Origin of the sequence: Rhizobium mesoamericanum STM3625 (assembly GCF_000312665.1) — a bacterium.
GTDB lineage: Bacteria > Pseudomonadota > Alphaproteobacteria > Rhizobiales > Rhizobiaceae > Rhizobium > Rhizobium mesoamericanum.
In genome coordinates this window covers 3,648,220-3,663,183 of the sequence record NZ_HF536772.1, presented here as the reverse complement: position 1 = coordinate 3,663,183, position 14,964 = coordinate 3,648,220, and the positions used below count along the sequence as shown (strand labels likewise).

General features: G+C 62.4%; 12 protein-coding genes. 3 read left to right on the top strand and 9 right to left on the bottom strand.

The window, feature by feature from the left end; genetic code table 11:
- Nucleotides 1-8 precede the first annotated feature (8 nt).
- A complete protein-coding gene (locus BN77_RS17865; RefSeq protein WP_007534448.1) occupies nucleotides 9-1,226 on the top strand; it encodes an acyl-CoA dehydrogenase family protein in 1,218 nt (405 codons plus the stop codon).
- A gap of 76 nt (nucleotides 1,227-1,302) precedes the next feature.
- Here the strand turns inward: BN77_RS17865 and BN77_RS17860 are convergent, their stop codons facing one another.
- Complete coding sequence (locus tag BN77_RS17860; RefSeq protein ID WP_007534446.1) at nucleotides 1,303-2,313, bottom strand: LysR substrate-binding domain-containing protein; 1,011 nt, start codon at nucleotides 2,311-2,313, stop codon at nucleotides 1,303-1,305.
- Nucleotides 2,314-2,613: 300 nt separating this feature from the next.
- Here BN77_RS17860 and BN77_RS17855 point away from each other — a divergent pair, with 300 nt between their 5' ends.
- Nucleotides 2,614-4,230, top strand: coding sequence for an ABC transporter substrate-binding protein (locus BN77_RS17855; protein ID WP_007534444.1), 1,617 nt, complete (start codon nucleotides 2,614-2,616; stop codon nucleotides 4,228-4,230).
- Nucleotides 4,231-4,299: 69 nt separating this feature from the next.
- Here BN77_RS17855 and BN77_RS17850 read toward each other — a convergent pair whose 3' ends face one another.
- The 8 genes from BN77_RS17850 to BN77_RS17815 all read right to left on the bottom strand — a co-directional run bounded on the left by BN77_RS17850 (nucleotide 4,300) and on the right by BN77_RS17815 (nucleotide 13,068).
- Nucleotides 4,300-5,715, bottom strand: a complete 1,416-nt coding sequence (locus BN77_RS17850; protein WP_007534442.1) for an FAD/NAD(P)-binding protein — start codon at nucleotides 5,713-5,715, stop codon at nucleotides 4,300-4,302.
- Between the two features lie 66 nt (nucleotides 5,716-5,781).
- Nucleotides 5,782-6,744 carry an amidohydrolase family protein gene (locus tag BN77_RS17845; RefSeq protein WP_007534438.1) on the bottom strand — a complete coding sequence of 321 codons (963 nt, stop codon included), beginning with the start codon at nucleotides 6,742-6,744 and terminating at the stop codon, nucleotides 5,782-5,784.
- Between the two features lie 35 nt (nucleotides 6,745-6,779).
- Nucleotides 6,780-8,027: an acyl-CoA dehydrogenase family protein gene (locus BN77_RS17840; RefSeq protein WP_007534435.1), complete on the bottom strand. Its 1,248-nt coding sequence runs from the start codon at nucleotides 8,025-8,027 to the stop codon at nucleotides 6,780-6,782.
- A gap of 69 nt (nucleotides 8,028-8,096) precedes the next feature.
- The gene (locus BN77_RS17835) at nucleotides 8,097-9,155 is read right to left on the bottom strand and encodes an aldo/keto reductase (protein ID WP_007534432.1); all 1,059 of its coding nucleotides are present in this window, start codon (nucleotides 9,153-9,155) and stop codon (nucleotides 8,097-8,099) included.
- Nucleotides 9,156-9,169: 14 nt separating this feature from the next.
- On the bottom strand, nucleotides 9,170-10,105 hold the full coding sequence (locus BN77_RS17830) for an ABC transporter ATP-binding protein (protein ID WP_007534430.1): 936 nt from the start codon (nucleotides 10,103-10,105) through the stop codon (nucleotides 9,170-9,172).
- Complete coding sequence (locus tag BN77_RS17825; protein WP_007534428.1) at nucleotides 10,086-11,078, bottom strand: ABC transporter ATP-binding protein; 993 nt, start codon at nucleotides 11,076-11,078, stop codon at nucleotides 10,086-10,088. The genes BN77_RS17830 and BN77_RS17825 overlap by 20 nt, the downstream gene beginning before the upstream one ends.
- Nucleotides 11,078-12,082, bottom strand: coding sequence for an ABC transporter permease (locus BN77_RS17820; protein WP_007534426.1), 1,005 nt, complete (start codon nucleotides 12,080-12,082; stop codon nucleotides 11,078-11,080). Before BN77_RS17820 ends, BN77_RS17825 begins: the two co-directional genes overlap by 1 nt.
- Nucleotides 12,079-13,068 (bottom strand): ABC transporter permease, encoded by a 990-nt coding sequence (locus tag BN77_RS17815; protein WP_007534423.1) that lies wholly within the window; start codon nucleotides 13,066-13,068, stop codon nucleotides 12,079-12,081. Before BN77_RS17815 ends, BN77_RS17820 begins: the two co-directional genes overlap by 4 nt.
- Before the next feature lie 274 nt (nucleotides 13,069-13,342).
- Between BN77_RS17815 and BN77_RS17810 the strand changes: the two genes are divergently transcribed.
- The gene (locus BN77_RS17810) at nucleotides 13,343-14,950 is read left to right on the top strand and encodes an ABC transporter substrate-binding protein (protein WP_007534419.1); all 1,608 of its coding nucleotides are present in this window, start codon (nucleotides 13,343-13,345) and stop codon (nucleotides 14,948-14,950) included.
- The last annotated feature ends 14 nt before the right edge of the window (nucleotides 14,951-14,964 follow it).

Here is a 14,964-nt window from a genome sequence, read left to right as displayed (position 1 = left end):
GAAGGACGATGACCGTAAAGCCAGCAGGCTTCGAACCTGCCCTGCCTCCCCTCCTCTTCGAACCGGACCAGACCAATCCCTATTTCGCTAAGGCGGTCGAACTCAGGAACATCTTTGCCGTCGACGCCGTCGAGCGGGATCAACAGGGCGGGCGTCCGACCGAGCAGGTCCGGCTTCTCAAGGAAAGCGGCCTGGTTAATCTGCTCATTCCCAAAGAATTCGGTGGCGAGGGACAGCCCTACTCCACGGCGCTTCGCATCGTGCGTGAACTCGCCAAGGCCGATGGCTCGCTCGGCCATCTCTTCGGCTATCACTTCAGCCCGATCCAGAACGCCCTGACGAGCGCCAACGAAGAGCGATCCGCCGCAATCCTGCGGCAATCGGCCAAGGGCCGGTGGTTCTGGGGCAACACGACGAATAGCTTTTCCAAGAGCCTCTTCGGCAAAAGGATCGAAGGCGGCGTCATCTTGAACGGTTATCGCCCATTCGCCTCCGGCTCACACGTCGCTGACTATCTAATGGTCGCATGGGAGGACGAGGAGACGAACGCGCGCAGCTTCGCCTACATTCCTGCCAACCGGCCCGGTATCACGATCGCCGACGACTGGGACGGCATCGGTCAACGCCAGACGGGCAGCGGCCGCGTCTTCTACAAGGACGTCACAATCAAGGATGCCGAAATCCTGCCGGAACGCCCGAAGGACCCCATATCGCTCCTCGCGCCCCAACAACAGCAGAGCGTTCTTCTCAACGTCTTTATCGGAAGCGCCCAGGGCGCCCTCATTGCCGCACGAGACTACACCATCACGAAATCGCGTCCGTGGATCTATTCAGGCGTCGAGCGCCATGCCGATGATCCGTGGATCAAGCGGCAATACGGCGAGCTCTGGACGAAGGTGCAAGCCGCCACGACCCTCGCAGACCGTGCCGCCAACGCCATAGACGGCGCCTTTGCCAAGGGCCAGGCGCTGACGGCAGACGAGCGCGGCGCCGCCGCAATCGCGGTTGCCTCAGCCAATGTGTTGGCCGGCAAGGTCGCGCTCGAGGTCACGAGCGAGATATTCGAGGTGATGGGAGCGCGCTCGGCGGTTCGCCCCTATGGCTTCGACCGCTTCTGGCGCAACGTCCGCATCCACACCCTCCACAATCCTGCCGAGTACAAGACTCGCAATGTCGGTTCATGGTTCCTGACCGGCAACTATCCGGAGCCGGGTGTCTTCCAATGAGCCGGGGACGGCTTCATCTCAACGTCAACGCCAGGCTTCCCGCTCAAATAGAGCGGCAACGATTTTAAGAAATGAGTTATTCGGCCGCCATCATGTCAGCGGCCGGCCGGATACGCCGCGCGACGATCTCCTCCATCGTCTGCAAGGCCCGCGCTTCGGCGAGCAGCCATTCACGAAACAGATCGACGCGCATCAGCTTCGCCGTGTGCGCCGTGGTGGCGAAGAAGTAGGACGAGCTGACCGGTTGCGGCACGCCGAAGGGGCTGACCAGCCGGCCGGAACGAATGTCGGCCTCCGCCAGCCTCATCTTGCCGAGCCCCAATCCCTGTCCTGCCAGCGCGGCATCGAGAACAAGAGACGACTGGTTGAGCCGGAACCCGCCGTGCGACGGAGGACAGGAAAGTCCGGCAGCACGCAGCCAGCCACTCCAGTCCGGGCAGGATTGATCATGCTCGGCTCCCTCCTCATGCAGGAGAGGCACACCTTCGATTGCCTCAGGCTTGCCCCACAGCCCATGAATGTCAGCAAACTCCGGACTGCAGACCGGCAACACGGCTTCGGAAAAAAGATGATCCACCACGAGCCCGGGATACTGCCCGCTTCCATAGCGGATCACGCAATCGGCGTCGCCGGCATCAAGGTTCGTCAACTGGGTCGATGCGTCGACCAGAACCTGAAGTCCCGGAGCAGCTCGCCGCAGCGCATCGAGACGCGGGATCAGCCATTTGCTGGCGAATGAGGGTGCGACCGAAACACGAATGGGCTGTTCATGATCGCTCTGAACGAACTGGGCCATGGCGGCCAGAACGGCATCGAAGGCGCCGGTCAATCCCGGCACTAGAGCCAGCCCGGCCGGGGTCAGATGCAACTGGCCGCGCACCCGGTTGAAGAGCGGCTGACCGAGGTAATCCTCCAGTAATCGAATCTGTTGGCCGACTGCCGCCGAGGTCACATGCAGCTCTTCTGCGGCGCGGACGAAATTTAAGTGTCGCGCCGTCGCGACGAAGGCCCGAAGCGATGTCAGTGGCGGCAACCGCGCAAGCGTCGGCCGAATTGCTTTTCTGCGGGAGTCGGCAAAAGTGCTCATGGGTTGATTGCACCACAAACCTGCCTATGAAGACGAGAATTGCCTTTCCTTCCTACCCTGGCCGTGGAACATTTTCTTGCGCCGCGAGCATTCGATCGGAGATACAAAAACTCATTTTTGAGAATTGTCTATATTTTTAGTAGATTAAAGTGTCAGCGCGCTTGCCACCGAGACCCGCAACGCGAAGTTTTCCTTTCCCAAACAGGGAGAAAAACATTCTTCCGGTTTTAGGTCAGGCTGCCCGATGATGCCGGCGACGACGCTTCGACCGAGGCGTCAATCGCGCTTCAGGGGGCATTCATGGATATCAGCAGACGCCAACTCAACAAACTTCTCGCCGCCACGGGCCTTACAGCATTCCTGCCGCTCAGAGCCTTCGCTGAGACTGCGGCACAGGCAAAGGGCGGCACCTTGAACTTCATCGTCGAGCCGGAACCGCCCACGATCCTGACGCTCGCCCACACGGCCGGCGGCACCCAGAAGGTGAGCCCGAAGATCACCGAGGGCCTCCTCACCTACGACTTCGACCTGACGCCGAAGCCACAGCTCGCGACCGAATGGTCGATCAGCGACGATGGGCTGAACTACACCTTCAAGCTCCGCCCGAACGTCAAGTGGCATGACGGCAAGCCTTTCACCTCGGATGACGTCGCCTACTCCATCGAGCTTCTGAAGCAGGTCCACCCGCGCGGTCGCGGTACCTTCGCCAATGTCACGAAGGTCGAAACTCCGGACCCGCTGACCGCCGTGATCCGGCTTTCCAAACCGGCGCCTTATCTTCTAAGCGCGCTGTATGCGGCCGAGTCGCCAATCGTGCCCAAGCACGTCTATGATGGCGTGAAGATTGCCGACGTGCCGACCAATCAAAATGGCGGCGCACCGATCGGCACCGGGCCCTTTGTCTTCAAGGAGTGGGTGCGCGGATCGCACATCATCCTGGAGCGCAACCCGGACTATTGGGACGCCGGAAAGCCCTATCTCGACCAGGTCATCGTGCGCTTCGTGCCCGATGGCGCAGCCCGAGCAGCCGGCTTCGAAACTGGCGAGTTCGATATCGGCGGCGACAATCCGATCCCGTTGAGCGATCTGGAGCGTGTGAAGGCCCTGCCGAACATCGGCGTCGACTCACGCGGCTACGAGACTAAGGGCGACCAGACGCAGCTGATCTTCAATCTCGACAACCAATATCTGAAGGACGTCCGCGTTCGCCGTGCCATTGCGCACGCGATCGATCTCAACGTCATCCTGAACACCGTCTGGTACGGCTACGGCCATGTGTCGCCAACCCCGATCAGCACCTTCCTGCCGCGCTATCTCGACACTTCGATCAAGCCCTATGCCTTCGACCTGAAGGCATCCGAGGAGTTGCTGGACGAAGCCGGCTACAAGCGGGGCGCGGACGGCGTGCGCTTCAACCTGCGGCTCACCCACAATTCCTACAATGAAGGCTTCAAGCGGGTCGCCGAATATCTGAAACAGAACCTGACGCGCATCGGCATCAACGCCACGATCGATTCCTACGATTTCTCGACCTACATCAAGAAGGTCTACAGCGAGCGCGCCTTCGACGTGACGGCGGAATATCTCGGCAATCAGTTCGACCCGACGCTCGGCGTGCAGCGCATCTACTGGTCGAAGAACTTCAAGATCGGCCTGCCCTTCTCAAACGCCAGCCACTATAACAACCCGGAAGTGGACAAGCTGCTTGAAACGGCGTCCGTCGAGATCGACGATGCGAAACGCAAGGAGCAATTCTTCGCCTTCCAGAAGATCATCGCCGACGAAGTGCCGGTGGTGAACCTGATTTCGCTTGAAAACGTCACGGTTTTCAACAAGCGGGTCAAGAACCACACGATCGGGGCCGAGGGCGTGCAGTCCAACTTCGCTGAAGTCTACATCAAGGACGGCGAAGGCTGAGGTGCGGCGGCCGTGCCTGCACGAGAAAGGGGCGCCGCAAAGCGCCCCTTTCTGTTTTTGAGGCTGAGATCAGGCGACGCGGATCGGCGTCAATTTCGCAAGGATGCGATCGGCAAGCGCAATCGCCTGGGCCCGTTGCTCGGTGATCGAGCTCGATTCCCATGCAACACCGCGCAGCGGATGCCCAATCGCGCTCAGATTACGGTGTACCAGACCGTCCTCGTTGATGAGGTCACCCGCAGGCGTCGCATCGATGCCGTAGCCGGTGCTGTGAGGACGAACCTCGCCACTTGCGAGCAGGCTCCTCACGAAAGGATCGGATACGCGGCGCCAGTCGTGCAGCTGATGCCCCCGGCAGTCGATCACGCCGTCGAACGATACTGTCTCGACGTCCGTCCCGGTCTTCAGTTCGGCGGTGATCTCACCATCCTCGGCGGCAAATCTAAGGATGCGAGCGCGGCCATGCTTCAGCCGACCTTTCGCAATGACACTCTCGACGATCTGGTGGCTCTCGGGCGCCGAGCGATGCGCGGTCACATCCCAGAAGGCCCTGAGATGCCTGGTGAACCTCAGCCGTTCGCGATCGCTGGCGCCCTGCCATAGCGAAAGAATATGCGGACGGATCGCCAGCGGCAGACCCTGCCAGTCCGCGCCATCAGCTGCGATCGCCCGCCGTTCCGCCTTGACCCGCGACAGCAGTTCGCGCGCGGTCGCCGGCAACGGCCCATCGGCCAGAAAGTCCCGCGCCGCCTCGACGGTTCTGCGCCCTTCCACGAACTGGCCACGGCGGGATATCACTCGGTAGCGCCCGTGATAGCCCCTCGCCTCCATGCTGGCGATGGCATCGACCATCGACAGGCTGGAACCGATCAGCAGGATTTTTTTGCAGTCGATCAGGCGATCGAGCGCGCGGGCGTCCCACGGATTGGCCGCAAAGCGCGGATGGCCGGCGAGATCGGCTTCGGTCGCCGGCAGCCGAGGCTGGAAGACACCGAGGGCGAGCACGGCCTCGTCAGCCTCAACTACGGTACCATCGGCGGTCGTGATTCGGATCCGGTTCGGTGCGGCCACAAGCGCTGCGGCCGACGACCTTATATGCCGCAGGGTCGAGCCGAGGCGCGCATTGGCGACCGCACGAGCGAGTTCGTCGCGGACATAGGTTCCGTAGAGATAGCGCGGCGGACTGCTCGAGCTCACCTCTGCCGGCGGCGTCCAGCCATTGGCCGGTCCGTTCCCGACAAGCCAGCGCGAGAGATGATCAGGGTCTTCAGGATAGAGGGAAAAGATCTCCGCCGGTCCATTGACGAGATGGACTGGCTCTGGCGTGCTGTAGGCAATACCACGGCCGAGCTCCTCGCGCCGTTCGATGATGGTGATCGCCAGAGGCACCTCGGTTCGGTCGAGCAGCTTGAGCGCGGTCACCGCGCCGGCAAAGCCGCCTCCAACGATGGCAACGGAGTGATGCGGAATACGATCGATGCGCAATGAGCCTCCTTCCCACCGGTTACGATGGGGCGTGATATGTCGGGCTATGAAAACGGTGCGGACGCCTTAGGCGATCAGGCGGTCGCGGTGGCCGCGGTGACCTTTCAGCAGTTCAAGGGCGTTTCGGCTGGCAATCAACTCCGCCTCATGGGCGCTTAGTCCGGCTGCATCGAAGGCTGCGGCCAGTCCGTCCTGGGTCGGGTTGTGTCCCAGGATCGGCCAATCACTGCCGGTCAGAACATGATCGGCGCCAACGAGGCTGGTCACGAAGCGAATGAACCGCGCCTCCGATGGCATGATGTCGATATAGAGATGGCGCCGCTTTCCGGTCGGCGCATCCATGAAAATGGAAGGCAGCTCGCCGAAGGGGCCGGTCAGCGCAAGAGCCGAGACCCCGAGCGCGGTAATGACGACCCGAAGGTCCGGCAGTTCCTCGAAAACGCCTGACGTGACCAGCGAGATCGCGGCGGCGGCGTTGATCGTACCGCGGCTGAGGCGAGTTCCAAGCCTTCCAAGACCGGACAATTGCGTCGAAAGCGGCTCGGGATTGATCGGGTGCAAGAAGACGGGAACGCCAAGCTCCGAGGCGACCCGCAACACAGGCCTCGCTTCCGGCGCATCGATCAGACTGTCTCCCTTTGCGCTGTCGAGAAACAGGCCAGACAGATTGAGTTCGACAATGGCGCGCCGTGCCTCGGCGGCGGCTGCCTCACCGCCGAATGCGTCAATGGTCGCCAAGGCGAAGAGGCGATCCGGATGGCGCGCCACCGTTCCCGCGAGATCGTCGTTCAGCCTGCGGCTGACCGCGCCGAAATCCGCATTAGGCCCGGCGACCATGGACAGGGCAACGCCAATAACCCGCTGCACGATACCGGCTGCATCGCTGTCGGCAAGCAGGGCATCGATATCGGAGATCTTCGTGCCGATCCGCGCCCATAGCGGATCGAGCGGGCGGCCGGGTGCACGGTAGACTTCCCAGCCCTGCGGGAGGAAGTGCGTATGGAAATCGACGATATCGAGCTTACTCATGGTGACTCCGTGATGATCGCTGCGCCGGGCAGGAATTAGAAAACCTTGCCTTCCTCCAGATGTGTCGTGGTTCCGTTGATGTAGAAGTCGCCGACCACGCGCGCCTTGTGCAGCAGCGGATTGTGGTTGAGCACCGTGCGGATGTTGCGCCAGTGCCGGTCGAGGTTGAGATGGCGCGACGTCGCGGAGCCGCCGCCGAGTTCGAAGACGTTCGTGGCGGCGGCGAGCGCGATCTGCGAGGCGACGATCTGAGTGCTCGCCGTCGTCAGCGCGCTCTCGATCAGCGCGGCTTCGAGCGCTTGCGGATCGTGTGCGCCGAAAAGTGCGGCTGTCTTGTCCAGGGCACGCGCGCTCTCGCGGATCAGTGTATCGACGGCAAAGGAGCCAGCGGCGATTTCGCCGAGAATCTTCTGCACGAAAGGATCGGCATTGGCGGTTTCGGCCGCGCTGTGGGCGGCCGAACGTGCCTGCCGGCGAACATAGTCTGTCCCCTCGGCCAGTGCACCGCGCACCGCACCCGCCATCGAGGCGGCGAGGTGAAGCTGCCGCAAGGTCGAGGTGTGGCGTCCGACCAATGTATTGAGGCCGCGCGTGGAAATTTCGTGCGGCAGCACCTCGACATTTTCGAGCAGGACCCCACCGCTTGCCGTCAACCGCTGGCCCATGCCGTCCCAGTCGTCGAGGATCGAGATGCCAGGTCGATCGACGGGAAGCAGGACACTCACGAACTCGCCGTCGTCGTTCTTCGCGCTGAAGGAAGCGAAGTCCGAAAAGGCTGTACCCGTCGCATACCATTTGCGGCCGTTGAGGCGATAGTGATCGCCTGACCTCGTCAGCCGCGTTGTCACTTCGCCCGGGCGCTTGGTGCCCTGCTCCGTGTGCGCGCCACCGAAGAGCTTGCCCGACAGAACCCGGCTAAGCTGCGTGCGATCAATCGCCGTATTGGGCGTGAGAATAAGCGTTTCGGTGAAGTTGAAATGGCTGCGCAGCGCATGCGCGACATTCGAATCCGCCGCTCCGATCGCCATGACCATCTCGATATAATGGGCAACCGATCCGCCCGGGCCGCCAAGCGCGACCGGAATGCGCAATGTGCCAAGCCCCGCTTCCTTGAACAGGCGAAAAGCCTCGAAGGGAAGTTCCCGTTCCAGGTCACGCTTGGCCGCCTCTTTCGCGATCTCAGCTGTCAGAACCGGGATGTTCGCGAGCAGTGTCGAGAGCTCGCCGCCTCCCTCCGCGGGCACAGGCGTGGCGGACAGTGTTGAGGGAGCGGTATTCGGCATGCAGGACCCTTCTCGGCCAGAAAAAGAGATGCAGGGACCCGCCGACACGGCGGATCCCTCATGTCGTGATCAGGCGACGGCGCGCGCCAGCGGCACGACGTTATCAGCACCACCGGCGGCGCTGCGCGGCACACGACCTTCGACCGGATGGCTCGGATCGTTGAAGCCAGGCGTCGAGGGGTGACCGGTCGTGACCAGGCGGTCGACCAGTGCCTCGTCCTCTGCATCGAGGGTGACGTCAAGCGCGCGGATATAGCGGTCCCAATGCTCCTCGGTGCGTGGGCCGGTGATCGCGGCCGAGATCAGCTTGTTGTTCAGCACCCAGGCAAGCGCGAACTCGGTCGGCGAAATCCTTTTGCGGGCAGCGTGCGCCGCAATCTCGCCAGCAATCGCGATCGATTCCGGACGCCATTCGGTCTCGAGGATGCGCTTGTCGCCGCGGCCGGCGCGTGTGTCGGCGGCGGGCTCCTTGCCCGCCTCATACTTGCCCGTCAGCACGCCACGGGCAAGCGGAGAGTAGGAGACGACGCCGAGACCATAGTGATGGGCAGCCGGCAACTGCTCGGCTTCGGCGGTGCGGTTGACGATGTTATAAAGCGGCTGGCTTGCGACCGGACGATCGATCCCGAGTTCATCGGCCAGATGCGCGATCTCGGCGATACGCCAGCCGCGGAAGTTGGAAACGCCGAAGTAGCGCAGCTTGCCGGCGCGGATCAGATCGGCGATCGCGCGCACCGGCTCTTCCAGCGGCGCATCAAACACGGCGCGGTGGAAATAGAGGATGTCGATATAGTCGGTGTTTAGGCGGCGGAGCGAGTTCTCCACGGTCTCGATCACCCACTTGCGCGAATGGCCGCCGAGGTTCGCGCCCTTCTTGTGGGAATTGACGAATTTGGTCGCCAGCACCCAGTGATCGCGATGCGCCTTGATGCCCTTGCCAACCACCTCTTCCGACTTGCCGTCGTGATAGACATCGGCCGTGTCGATGAAATTGATCCCCTGCTCGCGCGCCTTGTCGATGATGCGGAACGCGACGTCGTCGGGCGTCGGCCCACCGAACATCATCGTTCCCAGGCTGAGCGGTGACACCTTGAGCGCGCTGCGCCCGAGATAGCGATAATCGACCATTGCATTGTCCCTTCTTACTGAGCGTGATGGCAGGCGGCGGCATGGCCGCTGCCGAACTGGCGGAACGCCGGGTCTTCCGCCCGGCAGATATCGGTGGCGAGCGGACAGCGCGTATGGAAACGGCAGCCGGAGGGCGGATTGTGCGGGCTCGGCAAATCGCCGGTGATTGGCGCGGCCTTTTTGCGCCGCGACGGATCGGGCACGGCGGCAAGCAGCGCCCGCGTGTAGGGGTGCTTGGCGCCCGTCCAAAGCTCGCTCGTCGGGGCGCTCTCGACGATGCGGCCGAGATACATGACGAGCACACGATCAGCGAAATAGCGCACGACCGAGAGGTCATGCGAGATGAAGAGATAGGAGAGCGACCGCTCCGTCTTCATCTCGACCAGCAGGTTGAGAATCTGGGCCTGGATCGAGAGATCAAGCGCCGAGACAGGCTCGTCGCAGATGACCAGCTCCGGCTGCAGGATGAGCGCACGGGCGATGCCGATGCGCTGGCGCTGTCCACCGGAGAACTCATGCGGGTAGCGATCAAGCGAATCCGCCGGCAGGCCGACATGCGCCACCATCTTTGCCGCGATCGCATCGCGCTGCTTGCGCTCACCGATGCCGTGGACCGCAAGAGGTGCCGTCAGGATCGAGCGGATGGTGTGCCTCGGATTGAGCGAGGCGAAGGGATCCTGGAAGATCATCTGGATGCTGCGCCGGACCGATTGCAGTTCTCGCCCCGCCATGGCGGTGACGTCCCTGCCCTTGAAGGTGACGTTCCCCGACGACGGATCGACAAGCCTAACCAGCGATTTGCCGAGCGTGGACTTGCCGCAGCCCGATTCACCGACGAGCGCCACCGTCTCGCCTTCGGCGATCTCGAGCGAGACGCCATCGACGGCGCGCACGGTGCCGGCGGCTCCGACGTAATGGGTCGAGAGTCGATCAACCGACAGAAGCGACATGGGCCTTCTCCGCAATGGCTGGAACATAGGGGCACGCTACCTGCCGGCCGGCGGGTAGTGCGATGAGTTGCGGCACCGTGTAAGCGCAGGAAGGCCTCGCGACCGAACAGCGCGGGCGGAACGCGCAGCCCTTCTCACCGGCCGCCGAAACGATGGAGCCTGGGATCTCCGCGAGCGGCCCGTCGCGGTAGTGGTAATCGGCTTTCAGGCGCGGCGAGGCTGAAAGCAGCCCATTTGTGTAAGGATGGTACGGTTTATCGAACACCTCGCCCGGCAGCCCCTCCTCGATTTTGCGCCCGGCATACATGACGACGACGCGGTCGGCCCATTGCGCGACGATACCGAGATCATGGGTGATCAGGATGACGGCCATGTTCAGCTGCACCCGAAGATTATCAAGGAGCTGCAGCACCTGCGCCTGGATCGTCACGTCGAGCGCTGTCGTTGCTTCGTCGGCGATCAGCAGTTTCGGATTGCAGGCGACCGCAATCGCGATCATCACGCGCTGGCGCATGCCGCCGGACAGCTGGTGCGGATATTCGTCGATGCGGCGGCGCGCCTCCGGAATGCTGACGAGGTCCAAAAGCGCGATGGCGCGCTCGCGTGCCTCACGCCGGCTCAGGTCCTCGTGGATGCGGAGCACCTCGATGATCTGGGCGCCGATCGTCAGCACGGGATTGAGCGAGGTCATCGGCTCCTGAAAGATCATGGCGATGTCGCGGCCACGGATCCGGCGCAGCTCGCGTTCCGCAAGACCGACGAGATCGCGGCCATCGAAGCGGATCTGCCCACCGGCCCGCGCGTGCCGCGGCAACAGTCCCATCAAGCCGAGCGCCGTCAGCGACTTGCCGGAGCCGGATTCCCCGACGATGGCAAGCATCTCGCCCGGATTGGCCGAAAAGCTCACGCCCTTCACAGGTTCGGCGGACGCCAAGCGCACCGAGAAATCGGATACCTCGAGAAGCTTCGCCATCAGCGATCCTCCGAAAAGCGCGGGTTCAGCGCGTCGTTCAGGCCATCGCCGATCAGGTTGAGCGAAAGAACCGTCAAGACGATCGCCAGACCCGGTAGCGCCGTCAGATACCAGGCGGTGCGGATGACATCGCGGCCCGCGCCGATCATCGAGCCCCAGGAGACGCGATTGGGATCCCCAAGCCCCATGAAGGAGAGCGCCGATTCCATCAGGATCGCGCTTGCCACCATCACCGACGAGGTGACGATCAGCGGCGGCAGCGCATTTGGAAGGATCTCGCGGAAGATGATGCGGGCATGGCCGAAGCCGAGGCTGCGCGCGGCCTGGACATAATCCTTCTCGCGAATGGCGCGGAATTCGGCACGCGTCAGCCGCGCCACAGTGGGCCAGGAGACGATCGCGATGGCAATGGTCACGGTTGCCGTCGTCGGCTGGGCGATCGCCACCAGAACGACGAGCAGCACGAAGCTTGGAATGGTTTGGAATATCTCGATGAATTTGACGAGGATATCGTCGATCACGCCGCCGAAATATCCGGCAACTGCACCGATCGCGATCCCCGCCGTCAGCCCAAGCGCGGTGGCCGCAAGCCCGACCGTCAGCGATATGCGAGCGCCATGCACGATACCGGCCAGCACGTCGCGTCCCATCGAATCCGTGCCGAGCGGATAGGCCGGGTTCTGACCGGGCCAGAGGAAGGGCCGCGCCACCATCTCCAGCGGATCACCCGGGTAGAGAAGCGGCGCAGACAGCGCCGACAGGACAACCAGAAGCAGGATGCCTGTCCCGAAGAGTGCGTTGTAGTTGGCGAGAAAGACTTTCAGCTCCCGCCGCATGCCGCGCCAGGCTGTCCCGGAAACCGAGGCGCGCACATCAGGCGCATGGATATGCGTCCAGCGCGGCTGCTTCGGCGCTTCAGGGGTTGGAGGGACCGTCTCGGCCTTTGCCCGCGGCACAAAGTCGATTGATTCGCCGGCCAGTGTTGCGAGTTTCTGACTGTTCATCGGCTTTCTCCAATTCGGGGATCGATCCAAGCCTGCAGGAGGTCGACGGCCGCGTTGGCGACGATCACGAGGAAGGATGAAAGCAAAAGGATGCCGAGGAGCACGCTGAAATCGCGCGCCATGACGGCTTCGAAGGCAAGCCGCCCGAGCCCGGGCCAGCTGTAGACGGTCTCGACTACGACGGCGCCGCCGAGCATTCCGCCGAAGTGCATTCCCGCCATGGTCGTGATCGGGATGAGAGCGTTGCGAAGGACGTGCCGCGTGGTCAGCACGAAGGGCGAGACACCCTTGGCGCGCGCGGTTCGGACGAAATCCTGCGACTTGACCTCGAGCATCGAAGCGCGCGTCAGCCGGGCATAGATTGCGAGATAGAAAAGCGCGAGCGAGGTCGCCGGCAGCACCATATAGCGCGCCCTGTCGAGCAGCGCCGGAAGCCCGGTCAGCCGCGAACCGATCGTGCTATCGCCGCCGCTCGGCAGCCAGCCAAGTTTGACCGAGAAGAGAAGGATCAGCATCAGTCCGATCCAGAAGCCGGGGATCGAATAAAACAGCAGCGAAATCACCGAGATGATGCGATCCGGCAGACGTCCGGAGAAGGCCGCCATCAGCGAGCCGAGAAGCAATCCGAGCGCAATCGCAATCGTCAACGCCGCTAGCATGAGCAAAAGCGTACCTGGCAGGCGCTGGCCGATAAGATCGGCGACCGACATGCCGTAGCGCGGCGAGAAGCCGAGACTGAAATGCGCAAGGTTGTTCAGGTAGTTGATGAGCTGCACCAGGATCGGGCTATCGAGCCCGAACCGTTCACGCAGCGCCGCCATGGTTTCGACCGTTGCCGACCCGGATTCTGCTGCCATCACATCGGCCGCATCCCCGGGCGCCAGCTTCAGCAGGAAGAAATTCAAGATGACGATCCCGAGCATCGTAGGCACGGCCTGGATGATCGTCCTGCTGACCCTTCGACGGATCCGCCTGTAAGCCGGCATGTGCCCTACCCCGCGATCTGGAAAGATTTCACCTCGTCTTACCGCTTAGTAGTTGACTAATTCTGTGGGTTTTGTCAAATCCATATTGGTAAATAATTCCAACAACATCGCCACAACGCCGACCTATAGAAACAAATTACCAGAGATCCGGACATTTAGGAATTTCATGCCACTTCGCAGCGGTGATGAGGCAAGAATCTCTAAAGCAGGATCGATCTGCGGAATGGCACTGAAACGGGCCGCCACGGCCCCGAGATCATGAGGGTTGAACAAGATGTCACTTTATCCCGCACCCACACGGCGCAGGTTTCTCCTGGCCTCGGTCGCACTCGGCGTCACTGCAACAGCACGGCTTCCGGCCTTTTCGGCGGCCGCAACGCGCGGCGGCACGGCAACGCTCCTTCTGGCCGCGGAGCCACCTGTCCTGACAACGATTGCCCACACGGCCTTTAATGCGGTCTACGTATCGCCAAAGACGACGGAAGGGCTTCTCACCTACGACTTCGAGCTCAATCCGAGACCGCTGCTGGCAAAAGCGTGGACAGTCAGCCCCGATGGCCTGACCTATACCTTCAAACTGCGCGAGGGTGTGAAATGGCATGACGGACAGGCCTTCACCTCCGCCGACGTCGCCTTCTCGATCAAGACGCTGAAGGAAGTTCATCCGCGCGGGCGCAATACTTTCCTCAATCTCGTCGACATCGAAACGCCCGACGCGCAGACGGCCATCCTCAAACTGTCGAAGCCGGCGCCTTATCTGATCACGGCTCTTGCCGCCTCAGAAACGCCGATCGTCCCGCGCCATATCTACGAAGGCACCAAGGTCGCGGAAAACCCCGCCAATCTCGCTCCGATCGGAACTGGCCCCTTCAAGTTCAAGGAGTGGGTGCGCGGCAGCCATATCGTCTATGAGCGCAACCCGGATTATTGGGACCAGCCCCGCCCCTATCTCGACCAGCTGATCATCCGCTTCATTCCTGATGCCGCGGCTCGTTCAATCGCAATCGAGACCGGCGAAATCGACCTCGCGCCCTCGACGCCCGTGCCGCTCAGCGACCTCGAACGGCTGCGGGGCGCCGAAGGGCTCGCCTTCGAGACTAAGGGCTATCAATACCAGAACGGCGTCAGCCGCATCGAATTCAACCTCGAGCGTCCCTTCTTCAAGGATGTGCGGGTGCGTCGCGCCTTCGCCCATGTGATCGACCGCAACGTCATCCACAACACGATCAACTACGGCTATGGCGCCGCGATCCCAGGCCCCATCAATCCCAACCTTGCCAAATGGTACGTGCCGGATCTCAAGACCTATCCGATCGATCTCGCCGCGGCCGAGAAGCTTCTTGATGAGGCCGGCTACCCACGTGGTGGCGACGGCATCCGCGCCCGCATCAACCTCGACTACGTGCCGAGCGGCGAAACCTATCCGCGCGGCTCCGAGTATATTCGCCAGGCGCTGGCCAAGGTCGGCATCGACGCCACCGTTCGCAGCCAAGATTTCGCGACCTACACCAAGCGCATCTATACCGACCGCGATTTCGACTTCGCCTTCGAGGGCATGAGCAACCTTTTCGATCCAACGGTTGGCGTGCAGCGCCTCTATTGGAGCAAGAACTTCAAGCCTGGTGTCCCGTTCTCGAACGGCGCCGCCTACAGCAACCCAAAGGTCGATGAACTGCTCGAAGCAGCAGCCGTCGAGGTCGACGAGGCGAAGCGCGTCGAGCAGTGGAGTCAGATCCAGCGGATCCTCGTCGACGACGTTCCGGCGATCGACATCGTCAGCCAGCCGGAACTGACGATCTACAACAAACGGATTTCCGACCACACGATCGGCGGCGAAGGCATCGCCGGCAGCCTGGCCTATGCCTATGTCGCAGCGTCCTGAGCCAGATTAACGGG

Bases quoted from the DNA above. Each gene is read 5' to 3' on its own strand.
- BN77_RS17865 (WP_007534448.1), top strand. From the start codon at position 9: ATGACCGTAAAGCCAGCAGGCTTCGAACCTGCCCTGCCTCCCCTCCTC.
- BN77_RS17860 (WP_007534446.1), bottom strand. From the start codon at position 2,313: ATGAGCACTTTTGCCGACTCCCGCAGAAAAGCAATTCGGCCGACGCTT.
- BN77_RS17855 (WP_007534444.1), top strand. From the start codon at position 2,614: ATGGATATCAGCAGACGCCAACTCAACAAACTTCTCGCCGCCACGGGC.
- BN77_RS17845 (WP_007534438.1), bottom strand. From the start codon at position 6,744: ATGAGTAAGCTCGATATCGTCGATTTCCATACGCACTTCCTCCCGCAG.
- BN77_RS17840 (WP_007534435.1), bottom strand. From the start codon at position 8,027: ATGCCGAATACCGCTCCCTCAACACTGTCCGCCACGCCTGTGCCCGCG.
- BN77_RS17835 (WP_007534432.1), bottom strand. From the start codon at position 9,155: ATGGTCGATTATCGCTATCTCGGGCGCAGCGCGCTCAAGGTGTCACCG.
- BN77_RS17830 (WP_007534430.1), bottom strand. From the start codon at position 10,105: ATGTCGCTTCTGTCGGTTGATCGACTCTCGACCCATTACGTCGGAGCC.
- BN77_RS17825 (WP_007534428.1), bottom strand. From the start codon at position 11,078: ATGGCGAAGCTTCTCGAGGTATCCGATTTCTCGGTGCGCTTGGCGTCC.
- BN77_RS17820 (WP_007534426.1), bottom strand. From the start codon at position 12,082: ATGAACAGTCAGAAACTCGCAACACTGGCCGGCGAATCAATCGACTTT.
- BN77_RS17815 (WP_007534423.1), bottom strand. From the start codon at position 13,068: ATGCCGGCTTACAGGCGGATCCGTCGAAGGGTCAGCAGGACGATCATC.
- BN77_RS17810 (WP_007534419.1), top strand. From the start codon at position 13,343: ATGTCACTTTATCCCGCACCCACACGGCGCAGGTTTCTCCTGGCCTCG.